Raw genomic sequence first — 13586 nt, forward strand, 5'->3', positions numbered from 1 at the left:
AGTATTCGTTTAATAACTTATAACTTGATATTGATAGAGACCATGACGGGTCAAGCATGACGCGAAATCTATTTACCAGCCTGGCGGCTGGTTTGTTGTTGGCCGGCGCCGCGGCGGGCGCGGAAACGCCGGTCTGGAAACAGCCGGAGTATGCGGCGGCCATCGTCCAGGCCAGGGCGGGGCAGACCGCGCCGGCGCTGGCGTTGCTGGAGCGGGAGCGCGCGCGCGGACCGTTGGCCGCGCCCTTGCTGGACGATTATTTGACCCTGCTGTGCTGGAGCGGGCGCGGTGTGGAGGCCCTGCGGCTGCTGCCGGGGCACGAAGCCGACATGTCGGCGGACACGTTGGCGCGGCTGGCGCGCGTAGCGCGCGATCAGCGCGACGCGGTGGAGGCCGAACGGCTGTACCGCTTGTTGTTGGCGCGTCAGCCGGCGGCGGGCTACCGCGCCGGGCTGGCGATGGCCCAGGCCGAGGCCGGGCAGGCCGCCGCCGCGCTGGCCACGCTGGACGCCGCGCCGCCCGGCTCGCCGGCCGACGAACTGGAGTTGGCCCGCGCGCGCGCTTACGTCTTGCTGCAAAGCGGGGACCTGACCCAGGCGCTGGACTATCTGATCCGCGCGCGGGCGCGCTTTCCCGGAGACCCAGAACTGGAGCGCAGTTATCTGGGCTGCTTGCTGCGCCTGGGCGCGCCGTGGCAAGCGGGCCAGGCGTCCATCGCGGATCCCCGGCTGGCCTTGCAGGTCGATTTCGACCGCGCGGCCACCTTGAGCCGCTGGGGACGCATCCAGGAAAGCCAGGACAGCGGGCCTGGCCGGCACGCGCAAACCGACGCGGCGCTGAAGCTTAATCAGGACATCGCGGCGCGGCCGGAAGCCGCGCGGCCGCCGTTCGCCGCGCTGGCGGCGGACGACCGCGTGCAAATGCTGCAGCAGCGAGGCTTGTCGGCGCAGGCCATAGACCTGGACCGGCAGCAGGCCGGCCAGGCGTGGTCGCCGTACGCCCGCGCGGCCTTGGCCGACGCCTATCTCAACCTGCGCCAGCCGCTGCGGGCCGAGGCGCTGTACCGCTCGGCGTTGCGCGACGCGCCGCAGGCGGACGAGGCGCTGGATTGGCGCATCGGCCTGGTTTACGCCCTGTTGGAGTCCGGCCAGCACGCTGCCTGCCGCCGGGAGCTGGCCGTGTTGCAAGCCGCAGCTCCCCGGCAGAAAACCGACCGCGCCAGCGGCAGGCGCGTGTTTAATCCGGCCTTCCAGCGCGTGGCCTTGCTGGACGCGATGGTGACCGCCTATCAAGAGGACACCCGCGGCGGCTGGGAGAAGATGGAGGCTTTGCTGGACGAGGCGTCGTTCAATCCCGAATTGCGACAGAACCAGGGCAGCCTGGCCCTGATGCGCGGCTGGCCGCGGCGGGCGCGAGGCGTGTTCACCCGGCTGGGCGTGGACGAGCCGGACCAGCCGGAAGCGGCGGCAACCGGCTTGGCCGGCGCCGCGCTGGATTTGCAGGAGCTGGACGAGGCGGACCGCCAGCTGCTGAAGCTGAGCGAGCTGGATGTGGACAACGCCGGCGTGCGCCAGCTGAGGGAACGCGCCCGGCTGGAACGGCGGCCGGAACTGGTGCTGGAGGGGAAGAAGGATTTGAGCGGCGGCCAGGGCGCGGGCGAACAAAACGCCTGGGAGAGCTCGGCGCGCTTGTATTCGTCGCCGTTCGGCCACTGGCGCTTGTTTGGTCTGCACCAGTTGCAACGCGCCAGCTATGTGAACGAGACGGCCTCGGCCCGTTACGAGGCGCTGGGCATGGGCGCGGAATGGCGCGGCGAACAAGGGCGCGGCGAATTCGGCCTTACCGGCCAGATAGACGGCGGGCGGCGCGGCGGCGCTTTCGCCGGCTACGACTGGACGCCGGACGACTATTGGACGCTGGGCGCTCGCTTTGAGCTGAACAGTGCCGAAGCGCCGTTGAAAGGTCGCCTGGACGATGTGCGCGGCAACCGGACCCAACTGAGCTTGCAGTACCGCGCCGACGACTATCGCAGCTACGCCTTGCAAGCCGAGGCTCTGTCCTTGTCCGACGGCAATCTGCGCCGCGCCGTGTCCGCCAACTGGGACCAGCGCTGGGTCAGCGGCCCGCGCTACAAGCTCAACACCATTCTGACGCTGGCGGCCAGCGCCAACGACGTGGTGCCGTCCGCCCGCTACTTCAACCCGCGCGCCGACGGCGAGGCTTCGGTGACGGCGATGCAGGAATGGAAGCTGTGGGGCGAGTACGAAACCACCTGGCATCAGCGCCTGGGCTTGACGCTGGGCAGCTATACCCAGCGCGATTTCGGCGCCGGCGGCGTGTGGGGTCTGCTGCTGGAACAAGAGTGGCGCTGGGGCAGCCGCGGCAGCCTGCGCTACGGCTTCACCCGGGTGCGCCATCCCTATGACGGCAAGGCGGAAACCGGCAACAAGGTGTATCTCAATCTGGATTGGCGCTTCTGATGAAAATGAAACAATGGCTGGCGGCCCTGATGACGGCCTGCCTGTTGTGGAGCGGCTGGGCGCAAGCGGCGGCCGGGCGGCTGGTGATCCTGTGCTACCACGAGGTGGACAAGACCGATAGCGGCGCGTCGGACCCGTTCGCGGTGGACGCCCGCGCGCTGGTGAAACAGATGGAATGGATGCGGGGCCAGGGCTACAGCTTTGTCAGCTTGCAGCAGGTGCTGGATGACCGCGCCGGCGGCAAGCCCTTGCCGGACAAGGCGGTGCTGCTGACTTTCGACGACGGCTATCGCAGCGTGTACACCAATGTCTATCCGGTGCTGAAGCTGTTCCAGGCGCCGGCCGTGATTGCGCTGGTGGGCAGTTGGCTGGAAGCGCCCGAGGGTAGCCAAGTCAGCTATGGAGACAGCATGGCGGGGCGGAGCAAATTCCTGAGCTGGGAGCAAATCCGCGAAATGCGGGCCAGCGGCCTGGTGGAAGTGGCCAGCCACAGCTATGCCTCTCATCTGGGGGTGCAGGCCAACCCCCAGGGCAATCTTGAGCCGGCCCTGACTGCCCGCGCCTACCGCGCTGGCGGTTATGAAAGCGAATCGGCTTATCTGGCGCGCATCCAGGACGATTTGCGCCGCAACAGCGCGCTGCTCAAGGCGCGGCTGGGCGCGGCGCCCAGAGCGATGGTGTGGCCTTACGGCAGCTATTCGCCGCAGGCGGCGAAGGTGGCGGCCAAGGAGGGCATGCCGGTGACCATGGGCCTGGGGGCGGGCATCAACGACCGTGCTACCCCGCTGTCCTCGCTGCGCCGGGTGCTGCTGGACGCCAATATGGACCTGGCCGATCTGGCTTACCAATTCAAGCAGCTGAACGGCTGGCCGGACGGCGTCCGGCCCGAACCCAGCCGCATCATGCACGTGGACCTGGACTACATCTACGACCCCGACCCCAAACGGCAGGACGAAAACCTGGGCCGGCTGCTGGACCGGGTCAAGGCCATGGGCGTGAGCACCGTCTACCTGCAGGCCTTCGCCGATCCCGACGGCGACGGCGTGGCGCAGGCGCTGTATTTCCCCAACCGTCACCTACCGATGCGCGCGGACCTGTTCAACCGCGCCGCCTGGCAATTGCAGACCCGGGCCAACGTCAGGGTCTACGCCTGGATGCCGCTCCTGGGCTTCGCCCTGCCGGCCGGCCATCCTCTGGCAGGCGAACGAGTGCTGGCGGAGCAGGCCGGCGGCGCTCAGGCCAAGGCGCAGGGCTATGCGCGGCTGACCCCGTATTCCCCGCCTGTGCGCCAACTGATCCGGGAGATTTACGAAGACCTGGCGCGCAGCTCCCGTTTCGGCGGCCTGTTGTTCCACGACGACGCCACCTTGTCCGATTTCGAAGACGCCGGCCAGGCGGCGCGTCAGGCGCGGCAAGGGCAGGGCCTGGCCGCCGGCGTGGCCGAAGTGCGCGCCGATCCGGAGCAAATGGCGCGCTGGACCCACGCCAAAACCGCCTTGCTGGACGACTTCAGCATGGAACTGGCGGCCGTGGTGCGCCAATACCAGCCGGACTTGCGCACCGCGCGCAATCTCTACGCCGAGGTGGTGCTCAACCCGGATTCGGAGACCTGGTTCGCCCAGTCCTTCGACAGCGCGCTGAACCGCTACGACCGGGTGGCGGTGATGGCGATGCCGTATATGGAAAACGCGGCCGATCCCAAGGCCTGGATGCGGCGCCTGTTCGACAAAGTGGCGGCCAGGCCGGGCGCGCTGGAAAAAACCGTGTTCGAACTGCAGGCGGTGGACTGGCGCAGCCGCAAGCCTATCCCCACCGCGGAGCTAGCGGCCACGGTGCGCGAACTCAACACCCTGGGCGCGCGGCATATCGCCTACTACCCGGACGACTTGTTCCATGACCAGCCCAGGCTGAAGACGTTCAAGCGAGTGTTCTCGCTGACGGCGAGGCCGGAAGAATGAAGGCAGGCGGCGGGGGACCGCATAGACGATTGATGATTCATCGCATCAAGGGGCGAGGAGACGCGTTGTGAACCTGGCATTGATACTGCTGTTGGCATATGCCTTTTTTTATCCGTTGTTCATGGCGTATTTGTGGATGGTGGGGGCGGTGCATTACTACCTCCACTACGAAAGAAAAGATCCGCCGCTGAACCAGCCGCCAACGCTGGATTACCCGCCGCTGAGCGTGGTGGTGCCGTGCTACAACGAGGAAGACAATGTGCGCGAGACTTTGGCCTACGCGCTGGCGCTGGATTATCCGGATTTCGAAGTGATCGCGGTCAACGACGGCAGCCGGGACGCCACCGGCGCCATCCTGGACGAACTGGCCGCCGCGCATCCGCGGCTGCGCGTGGTGCACCAGGCCACCAACCAGGGCAAGGCGGTGGGGCTCAACACCGCGCTGGCGCTGGCGCGCCATGAATACCTGCTGTGCATAGACGGCGACGCGCTGCTGGACCCGTACGCGGGCAAATGGCTGATGCGCCATTTCCTGACCTCGCCGCGCGTGGGCGCGGTCACCGGCAACCCTCGCATCCGCAACCGCACCACCTTGCTGGGGCGGCTGCAAGTGGGGGAGTTCACCGCCATCATCGGCCTGATCAAGCGCGCGCAGCGCACTTACGGCCGATTGTTCACCGTGTCCGGCGTGATCACCGCCTTCCGCAAGACCGCGGTTTACCAGGCGGGTTACTGGAGCGAGGACATGCTGACCGAGGATATCGATATCAGCTGGAAACTCCAGCTCAAGCACTGGAACGTGCGCTTCGAACCGCGCGCGCTGGTGTGGATATTGATGCCGGAAACCCTGCGCGGTCTGTGGAAGCAGCGGCTGCGCTGGGCCAAGGGCGGCACCCAGGCGCTGATGCGCAACGCCTGGGTGCTGCGCACCTGGCGGCACCGCCATATGTGGCCGGTGTATTCCGAGTACTTCCTCAGCGTGGTGTGGTCCTACACCATGGCCGGCATCATCGTCTATTGGCTGCTGAGCCTGGTGTTGGACGACTGGCTGCCCCAGATGGGCACGCCGCTGATCCCGCGCTGGCACGGCATGGTGCTGGGCGGCACTTGCATGCTGCAGTTCATGATCAGCAAGATGATGGATAGCCAGTACGACGCCAAACTGGGCAAGAACTACTACTGGATGGTGTGGTATCCGCTGGTCTACTGGCTGCTGAACGTCTGCACCACGATCGTGGCTTTCCCGCAGGCCGTGTTCCGCAAAAAGGGCAAGCGCGCGCGGTGGGTCAGCCCGGACCGGGGAGTGAGGGCATGAGCCGGTTGGGAGACGGCCTGATCATCCAGGCCGCGCACAATATGAGCGCCTTGCAGCGGCTGCTGTCCTGGCTGATGACTCTGGTGTGCTGGTTGGCGTGGTTCTATCTGTGGCTGCCGGCCCTGGCCTATGTAGGCTACCTGATCTGGGGCCGGGACGTGTTGCCGGCGGCGCTCCGCGCGGAGGACGCGCCGGAACACCTGAGCAAGCTGCGCGGCTACGGTTTGGAGATCGCGCTGATCGGGCTATGCCTGCTGCTGTGGTCGCGCTTGAATTACTGGCGCTTCACCGGCAAGCAGAAACGCAGCCCTATTCCCAACGTCACTTTGGAGAAATTGGCGGAAGACCTGGGCTTGCCGCCGAAGGAGCTGCGCAAGGGCCAGGCCGCCAAGGTGGTGGTGGTCCACCATTGCGGCGAGGGCGGCATCGCCCGCATCGAAACCGTGACGCGCTTGCCGCCGCCCGCTTGAATCACCAGCCGCCGAACAAAGGCAGCAGCACCAAGGCCAGCAACAACGCCCAGGCGGCCGCGCCGGCGCACAACGCGCTATAGGCGAAGTGCTGCGACTCCACTTCCTCTTCCAGTCCCAATATGGCCGGCAGCCCGTGGTAGAGCAGGGCGAAGGACGCGGCCAGGCCCAGTAGCGCGCCCAGCAGATTGAAGGCGAAATCCGGCGCCAGCAAGGCCAGGCTGGACAGCCACAGCGGCACCGCCGCGCCGGCCGCCAGCAGGAAGCATTGATCGAAACCCGCGGCCAGTTTGTGGCTGGAGGCCAGGGTTTGCAGCGTCCAGGCCATCAGCGGCACGGTGGCCAGCTCGGCGACGAAAAACAAGGCGGCGGCGGCCAGCCAGCGGTCCAGGCCGGCTGCGGGCGCGTAGAGCTGGCCGTGGGCCAGGCCGGCATAGCAAATCATCAAGGCGGGCAGCAGCGAGAACGGCAGCACCAGCTTCAGCATCAGGCTGCGCGGCGACGGCGGTCGTCCGCGCAACTCGTCCCAGCCGCCGTGGCTGGAAAACAGCATCTTCGGATAATGGCTCAGTTTCATGGCAAAGCTCCTTGAGGACGGTCTGGCATGGCGGGTGGTAAGCTACTCTCAATATGTATCATGATGTGATATAAATTCAAGCATGAATCCCTTTTCAGACTCCCCCGTCCTGAGCAAGGCGGATTTTGAACGCCTATCCGAATTCCGCCATCAACTGCGCGTGTTTCTGCGTTTCAGCGAAGACGCCTGCCGCGGCCACGGCCTGACCCCGCTGCAATACCAACTGCTCTTGCATGTGCAAGGCTATCCGGGCCGCGACTGGGCCACGGTGGGCGAACTGGCGGAGCGTCTGCAATCCCATCACCACGGCGTGGTGGCGTTGGCCAGCCGCTGCGAGGAGCTGGGCCTGGTGCGGCGACGGCCCGGCCGCGAGGACCGGCGGCAGGTGGAAATCCATCTGACCGAGGCCGGCCGCAACCAGGCGCAGGCGCTGGCCGCGCTGCACCGCGACGAAATCCGCCTGCTGCGCGATAAGCTTGCGCCGCCGGGCTTCGACCCGACTTAGACCCAGCTTTGACCCAAACCCTGATCCTGCGTTGCGCCTCCTTGGCGTACGACTTGTACTGTAGCTTCGCAGAAACTTTGTTTTCTGCGTCGACGCGCCTTGGCTCAGGTTCTCTGCGAGGTTTTGTCAGCGGCTCTTAATCGCCCAGATAGCGCCGGCGCAGCAGTCGCAGCCGGCCGTCCGCGGCGACGCGGTTCAAGGCCTTCTGCAAACCGAGGACGCGCTGGGGCGGCGTGTCCGGATTGAGCGCGAACCAGTATTGCCCCCCGCCGTCCAGCAAATAAGCCGGCGCGGCCGTGCGCGGCGGCAACTTCAGCTTGTCCAGATGCCAGCGCATCGCCCAGTCCAGCATCGCCACCAGATCGACGCGGGCCAGCAGCAGTTTGTTCAGGTTGGCCGCATCGTCTTGGCCGGCGTCCAGCCCTTCGCGCCGCGGGTCCAGCGCCGCCAGCCGGCTGAAGGCGGCGGAGCCGGCCAACGCGCCTACCCGATAGCGCCGCGCGTCGGCCGCGCCGGCCAGGCGGATGTCGCGGCGGGCGGACAGCCGGTACAGGAAGACGCGACGCGGGCCTATCGGCCCCACCCATTGAAACTGCGTTTCCCGCTCCGGCGTGCGCACCATGGCGAACAACAGCGCGTTCGGCGTCTTCCGCACCGTGGCGTAAGCGCGCAGCCAGGGCTGAACGTCAATTTCCAGGCTGAGCCCGGCCTCTGCCGCGACCAGGCGCAAAGCCTCGGCAGCATAGCCCTTGATCCGGCCGTTTTCCACATAGCTGAGCGGTGGCAGGTCCTCGGTATAGGCCTTGATGTCGGCCGCCGCGGCCGACAGCGCCCAGCATGTGCCAAGCGCCGCCAGCAGCAGGCGGATGAGAGTCCCCGGTATGACCATTTTTTGTCCGTTATGCGTGATGGTTCACAGCATGGCAGTTTGCCAGACAAAAGGACCTGCTTGATGACAAATGGGCGGTTTCAGCGTAGCGCCAGCGCGGCGCCCAGGCCGATCAAGGCGCAACCTATGATCCGGTTCAAGCCGCGTTGGCGGCGCAGCATGCCGGCGTGCAGCCGCGGCTGAGTGAACAGCAAAGCCACTAGCGCGAACCAGGCCAGATGCGCGGCGGAGATGAACAAGCCGTAGCCCGCGCGCAGCGACAGCGGCGTGTCCGCGTTCACCGCCTGGCTGAACAGGCTGAGCACGAACAGCGAAGTCTTGGGATTCAGCGCATTGCACAGCAGGCCGGCGCGCAGCGCGGCCCAGGCGCTCTGCTGGCCGCCCCTATCCGCGGGGCCGGCGGCCAGCGGCGGCTGGACGAAGGTGCGGTAGCCGATGTAGAGCAAGTAGGCGGCGCCCAGCAGCTTGAATCCGGCCAGCAGCCAGGGCGTGCGGCTGAGCAGCAGGCTGACGCCCAGCAGCGCGCACAGCACATGGAATTGCACGCCCAAGGCAATGCCGAAGGCGCCCAGCAGCCCGTGGCCGCGCCCGTATTGCAGGCTGTTGCGGGTGATGACGGCGAAGTCGGAGCCGGGGCTGATCACGGCGAGCAAGGTAAGCAGGGCTACGGTCAGGAGTTCATTCATCGCGACAAGGCTTTCAGAAGAAGACGCCGCGATTGTCGCGGGCTTGGCGCGCGGGGAAAATCGATTTATTGTCCTTGCATTGCGTGAGGAAAAATCACAGATGAGCTATCGCATTCCGGCCTTGACCGCCGTCCGCGCCTTTGAAGCCGCCGCCCGCCACGGCAGCTTCGTCAAGGCGGCCGCGGAACTGTGCGTGACCCACGGTGCGGTCAGCCGTCAGGTCAAGCAATTGGAGGAGGGGCTGGGTGTGGCCCTGTTCGAACGACGCAACCGGGCGGTGTTTCTGACCGCGGCCGGCGAGAGCTTTCGCCAAAGCTGCGCCGAGGCTTTGCGCGTGCTGGAGCAGGGCGCGGCCCGCGCGCAACGACAGGCGGACGCGCCGCTGCGGCTGTCCTGCGAGCCCACCATTGCGATGCGCTGGTTGATTCCGCGTTTGCCGGCTTTCCAGGCCGAACATCCCGACATCGAGTTGCTGCTGTCCGCCGCCGGCGGGAAAGTCGATTTTTCCTCACAGAGAATCGACCTGGCGCTGCGCCGCGACGATAGCGGCTGGGGCCTGGGCGATCACGTGGCCGAAGTGGCGCGGGAGCGGATGGGGCCGGTGTGCGCGCCGGCGCGGCTGCTGGCCGCGGGCGGAGACTGGCGCGCCTTGCCCCTGTTGCACACGGACAGCCGGCCGGAGGCCTGGAGCCGCTGGCTGGCGGCGAAGGGCGTGGAAGCAGCGGGAGAAGCTGGGCGTTTCGAACATTTTTACCTCAGCTTGCAGGCGGCCGAAGCGGGCATGGGGCTGGCCATCGCCTCGCTCTATATGGCGGCGGATGCGCTGAGGCTGGGCCAGTTGACGGCGCCGGCCGGCTTTTGCGAGGACGGTTCCGGTTATGTGCTGTTGTCGTCGAGGCCGTTCGACGGCGACGCGCGCCGGCGGGCGGTGCTGGAGTGGCTGCGCCGGCAGATGGCGCTGGATTTGCCTAGGGACTGAGCGCCGCGCCGTCGGCAGCGGGCAGGCCAGCCTGAAAACGTTCGAACAGCTCGCGCTCCTCAAAGCGCACGTGGGCTTCCATCAACTGGGCGAAGCGCGTCAGCGCGGCCGCTTGCGGCGTGGCCAATTCCGCGATCAGCTCGCGCAGGCGGCGGTGTTCGTCCAGCGCGCGCGCGGCCAACGCCGCGTGCTCGGTCTGCGCCAGCCGCGGCAACAACGTGGTTTCTTCTTCCGCGAAATGTCGTTCCAGCGCGTCGGCGCTCCAGGCGCGCAGCGCGGCGGCCTGTTGCGCTTGCCGTTCCGGGTCGCCGGACTCGGCGGCCAGCCGGGCCTGGCGCGCCATTTTCAAGGCGTGGTGGTGTTCGCGGGACAATTCTTGCAAGGCGGGGTGTCGCTTCATGATGAGGTTTCTTTCCGGGGTCTATCCGCCGGGGCGCGGCCGCGCCGCAGGCTGCTTAGCAGCAGGACGACGAAAAACAGCAGGGTCAGCGCATTGAGCAGGCCGGCCGCGCGTCGCCAGGCGAAAGCGCCGTCCAGCATGCCGTACAGCCGCAGCAGCAAGGACAGGTGCAGAGCCGCCAAGGGCGCGTAGAACAGCGGGTGGTAAGGCAGCTTCAGCCGCGTCAGCGCGGGAATGATGATGGGCGCATGGCCGAACACCATGGAAAACACAAAGCCCAGGCCCGCCGCGTGCAAAGCCGCGTCGCGCCAGGGGTGGCCGGGCAGCAGCGCGCCGGCCAGGCCCAAGGCGCCGGTCACCGCCAGCCAGCCGTAGCCGCAGAGCAGGGCGACGGCGATGTAGCGGGTCAGCCCGCGCTGGCGCGCGTTGCGCCGAGCGATGTCGTGGCGCAGCAACCAGACGGCCAGCGCCAACAAGGCAGCCGCGTACAGCCGCAGACCGGCGTCCGGCCACCACAGGGACAGCGCCGCGCCGCCGCACAGCGCCAGGGCCGCCAGCGCGAAGCCGCGCCGGGCCGAGGGCGCAAGCGGCAGCAAGCGGGTCAGCTCCAGCCGTTCGCCGGCAATGGTCAAAATCAGGAAGGCCAGCCACCAGGGGATGGCCGCTTGCAAATCGCCGCCCAGCAGCCAGGCCAGGCTGCCGATCAGCCAGCACAGCGCCGCGGCGGCCAGGGTCAGGGTGAAGGCGGCGGGCTGACGCCGCAGCACCTGGACGCCGCCGGCCAGCAAGACGACGGAGGCCAGCGTCTGCAGCCACTGCGCCGTCGGCGGCGGCAGGCCGGCGATCAGGCTCAGGCCGGACAGGCCCGCGGCCGCCGGCGCCAGCAAGGCCCAGCGGCGATTCAAGGCCACCGCCCGTTCCAGGCTGATTACCCCGCCGAAGAAGGCGCCTATCATCAACGCGCCGTGCCAGCCGGCCAGCGCCGCGGTGGCGGCCGGGACGGCCCAGCCCAGGCGCGCCAGGCCGGCCAGCGCGCCGCAGAGCAGGGACAGCGCGGCCAGGCCCAGCCAGGGCAGCCGGGCGCTCATGCCTGCCAGCCGAAATGGCGGCGGCTGTCCTCGCTCATTCTTTCCGGCGACCAGGCCGGCTCCCAAACCAGATTGACATGAATGCGGCGCTGCGGCGGCAGGCCGTGGGTGAGCGCGAATTCCACTTCGTCCATGATCATTTCGCCCATGGGGCAGGCGGGCGAGGTCATGGTCATCTCGATCAATAATTGCTCCGCTTGCGGGTCAATGCGATAGACCAGGCCCAGGTCGATGATGTTGACGCCGATTTCCGGGTCTATGACCTGGCGCAGCAAGCTGCGCGCCAAGTCCACTTCCTGTTGCTGTTCGGATGAAAGCGAGTCGGACATGGTGGCCGCCTTTTAAGATATATATAATTTACACCTTATGGATGCTACGCCGCCGACCGCGCCCGGGCAATAGGCCGTTCAGCCTAAATCACTGCGGCGCACCTGCTCCCAATCCAGGCCGAAGCGCGCCAGATATTTGCGCAGCCGGTCCGCGTCGTTGGGCTGGGCCTTGAACTGACGCGAGGCGGCGAACAGCCGGCGGCCGGCCTCGGACAGCGAGGCGGCGTCGCGGCAGACGCGCAGCACGCCCTCCAATTGCATGCGGTCGAACAGGTCCAGCTGCGTCAGACGCTCCGGGTCCAACGCCGCCAAGGCTTCGTCCGGCGCTGGCTCTTGCCAGCCGTGACGCAGCCGCGCGATCTCCTCGCTGACGCCTTCCTCGTCAATGCGGCCGGCGTCGGCCAGCGTGGCCATTCGCGTGACCGAGGCGGACAGCTCGCGGAAATTGCCTTGCCAGCGCGCTTGCGGAGACGCGGCGAAGGCGAGGTAGGCGCGGCGCGCCTCGGCGTTGAAGCGGGCGCGCAGGCCGTGCTGCTCGGCGTGGCGTGCCAGTTCAAACTCCAGATTGGGTTCGATGTCCTCGCGGCGTTCGGCCAGGCCGGGCAAGTCGAAGCTCCATAGATTGATGCGCGCGTACAAATCCTCGCGGAAACGGCCGGCGCGCACCCATTGGCGCAAGTCCCGCACCGTGCCGCAGATCAATTGGAAATTGCTGTGCACCTCGCAATCGCCGCCAAAAGGGAAGAAGCGTTTCTCCTCGATGGCCTTGAGCAGCATCGCCTGCTCGTCCAGGCCCAGTTCGCCTATCTCGTCCAGAAACAACATGCCGCCGTCCGCGCTGCGCAACAGGCCGGCGCGCTCGCCGTGCGCGCCGGTGAACGCGCCCTTCACATGGCCGAACAGAGCCGACATCGCGCTGTCGCCGCGCAGGGTGGCGCAATTGACCTCGACAAAGCGGCCGTCCAGCCGATGGCGCGTCTTTTTCAGCTGGTAGAGCCGGCGCGCCAGCTGGCTCTTGCCCGCGCCGGTGGGGCCGCTGAGCAGGATGGGGGCGTCGGAGCGCACCGCCACTCGCTCGATCTGCTCGATCATGCGGTTGAAGCGCGAGTTGCGGGTGGCGATGCCGGACTTGAGAAAGGACACGGTGTCGTCGCTCTCCTGGCGGAAACGTTGCGCGATCTGATCGTAGCGCGACAGATCCAGGTCGATGAGGCTGACCTCGCCGGCCAGGCGCTGGCCCTGGCGCGCCGGCGAGCTTTGCAGCAGCCGCGCCGGCAGGTGGCGGGATTCGGTGAGCAGAAACCAGCAAATCTGCGCCACGTGGGTGCCGGTGGTGATGTGGACCAGGTAGTCCTCGCGTTCGGTGTCGAAAGCGTAGCGCGCGGCGAAGTCGTGCAGCGCCGCGTACATCTCCTCAAAATCCCATGGGTCTTGCAGATTGACCGGATGCAGCCGCACTTCGGTGCCCGGAGACACCGCGGCGATATCCTGAGCCGTCAGCTGAGCCAGCCGCGAATGATGGTTGTCGTGCAGCAATTCCAGCCGCCGCAGCGGCATGTCGGGCTGGGCGCAAATGCCCACCGAGGGCCGCCATTTTTTCCAGCGCTCGGCGCCGTGGCCGCGCCGGTCCAGCACCGTGCCCAGGAAACCAATCGCCACTCTCTCGCGCATATTTTATCTATTTGGATAATTGAATAGATTATTTTATCAAAAAAGACTTACCCGTGTTTTTGCGAAATACGACGGCTCGTTCCCTCGTGGAAGGTTTGTTATTGTTTAATCAATGGCTTGTTGGTTTTATTTCGAGTTGTCATCAAGCTGGCACGATTCTGGCAATAAGCGAAATGGGTGCGGAGGCGCAAGCCTGTCCGCGCCTTGGGGCGAAGCGCGCCGGCAGCGCGCCAAAAACA

13 protein-coding genes are annotated in these 13586 nt (G+C 66.8%); 6 read left to right on the forward strand and 7 right to left on the reverse strand.

All coding sequences use genetic code 11. The features are described from left to right. Positions 1 to 56: 56 nt before the first annotated feature. The 4 genes from pgaA (at position 57) to pgaD (ending at position 6223) form a co-directional block, all read left to right on the forward strand. Positions 57 to 2480: a poly-beta-1,6 N-acetyl-D-glucosamine export porin PgaA gene (gene pgaA / locus B0T39_RS14720; RefSeq protein WP_081547875.1), complete on the forward strand. Its 2424-nt coding sequence runs from the start codon at positions 57 to 59 to the stop codon at positions 2478 to 2480. Next, on the forward strand, positions 2480 to 4438 hold the full coding sequence (gene pgaB / locus B0T39_RS14725) for a poly-beta-1,6-N-acetyl-D-glucosamine N-deacetylase PgaB (RefSeq protein WP_141111235.1): 1959 nt from the start codon (positions 2480 to 2482) through the stop codon (positions 4436 to 4438). The genes pgaA and pgaB overlap by 1 nt, the downstream gene beginning before the upstream one ends. A 67-nt stretch (positions 4439 to 4505) precedes the next feature. Beyond that, the gene (gene pgaC / locus B0T39_RS14730; RefSeq protein WP_254894563.1) at positions 4506 to 5753 is read left to right on the forward strand and encodes a poly-beta-1,6-N-acetyl-D-glucosamine synthase; all 1248 of its coding nucleotides are present in this window, start codon (positions 4506 to 4508) and stop codon (positions 5751 to 5753) included. After that, positions 5750 to 6223, forward strand: a complete 474-nt coding sequence (gene pgaD, locus B0T39_RS14735; protein WP_081547877.1) for a poly-beta-1,6-N-acetyl-D-glucosamine biosynthesis protein PgaD — start codon at positions 5750 to 5752, stop codon at positions 6221 to 6223. Before pgaC ends, pgaD begins: the two co-directional genes overlap by 4 nt. A 1-nt stretch (position 6224) precedes the next feature. Here the strand turns inward: pgaD and B0T39_RS14740 are convergent, their stop codons facing one another. Then, positions 6225 to 6800 carry a YIP1 family protein gene (locus tag B0T39_RS14740; protein WP_081547879.1) on the reverse strand — a complete coding sequence of 192 codons (576 nt, stop codon included), beginning with the start codon at positions 6798 to 6800 and terminating at the stop codon, positions 6225 to 6227. A gap of 82 nt (positions 6801 to 6882) precedes the next feature. On the opposite strand from B0T39_RS14740, the gene B0T39_RS14745 reads away from it, so the two are divergent. Then, the gene (locus tag B0T39_RS14745) at positions 6883 to 7305 is read left to right on the forward strand and encodes a MarR family winged helix-turn-helix transcriptional regulator (protein WP_081547881.1); all 423 of its coding nucleotides are present in this window, start codon (positions 6883 to 6885) and stop codon (positions 7303 to 7305) included. 136 nt (positions 7306 to 7441) lie between these two features. Here the strand turns inward: B0T39_RS14745 and B0T39_RS14750 are convergent, their stop codons facing one another. Both B0T39_RS14750 and B0T39_RS14755 read right to left on the reverse strand, forming a co-directional pair. Further along, positions 7442 to 8194, reverse strand: coding sequence for a substrate-binding periplasmic protein (locus B0T39_RS14750; RefSeq protein WP_081547883.1), 753 nt, complete (start codon positions 8192 to 8194; stop codon positions 7442 to 7444). A gap of 80 nt (positions 8195 to 8274) precedes the next feature. Continuing rightward, a complete protein-coding gene (locus tag B0T39_RS14755) occupies positions 8275 to 8880 on the reverse strand; it encodes a LysE family transporter (RefSeq protein ID WP_081547885.1) in 606 nt (201 codons plus the stop codon). 100 nt (positions 8881 to 8980) lie between these two features. On the opposite strand from B0T39_RS14755, the gene B0T39_RS14760 reads away from it, so the two are divergent. Beyond that, complete coding sequence (locus B0T39_RS14760; protein ID WP_081547887.1) at positions 8981 to 9859, forward strand: LysR substrate-binding domain-containing protein; 879 nt, start codon at positions 8981 to 8983, stop codon at positions 9857 to 9859. Here the strand turns inward: B0T39_RS14760 and B0T39_RS14765 are convergent. The 4 genes from B0T39_RS14765 to rtcR all read right to left on the reverse strand — a co-directional run bounded on the left by B0T39_RS14765 (position 9849) and on the right by rtcR (position 13347). Beyond that, a complete protein-coding gene (locus B0T39_RS14765) occupies positions 9849 to 10259 on the reverse strand; it encodes a hemerythrin domain-containing protein (protein WP_081547889.1) in 411 nt (136 codons plus the stop codon). The two genes, B0T39_RS14760 and B0T39_RS14765, sit on opposite strands and share 11 nt — an antisense overlap. Beyond that, on the reverse strand, positions 10256 to 11347 hold the full coding sequence (locus tag B0T39_RS14770; RefSeq protein ID WP_081547891.1) for a hypothetical protein: 1092 nt from the start codon (positions 11345 to 11347) through the stop codon (positions 10256 to 10258). The genes B0T39_RS14765 and B0T39_RS14770 overlap by 4 nt, the downstream gene beginning before the upstream one ends. Beyond that, positions 11344 to 11676, reverse strand: coding sequence for a metal-sulfur cluster assembly factor (locus B0T39_RS14775; protein WP_081547893.1), 333 nt, complete (start codon positions 11674 to 11676; stop codon positions 11344 to 11346). Before B0T39_RS14775 ends, B0T39_RS14770 begins: the two co-directional genes overlap by 4 nt. A 78-nt stretch (positions 11677 to 11754) precedes the next feature. Then, complete coding sequence (gene rtcR, locus B0T39_RS14780) at positions 11755 to 13347, reverse strand: RNA repair transcriptional activator RtcR (protein WP_081547895.1); 1593 nt, start codon at positions 13345 to 13347, stop codon at positions 11755 to 11757. Positions 13348 to 13586 lie beyond the last annotated feature (239 nt).

Origin of the sequence: Chromobacterium haemolyticum (assembly GCF_002081825.1) — a bacterium.
Classification (GTDB): domain Bacteria; phylum Pseudomonadota; class Gammaproteobacteria; order Burkholderiales; family Chromobacteriaceae; genus Chromobacterium; species Chromobacterium fluminis.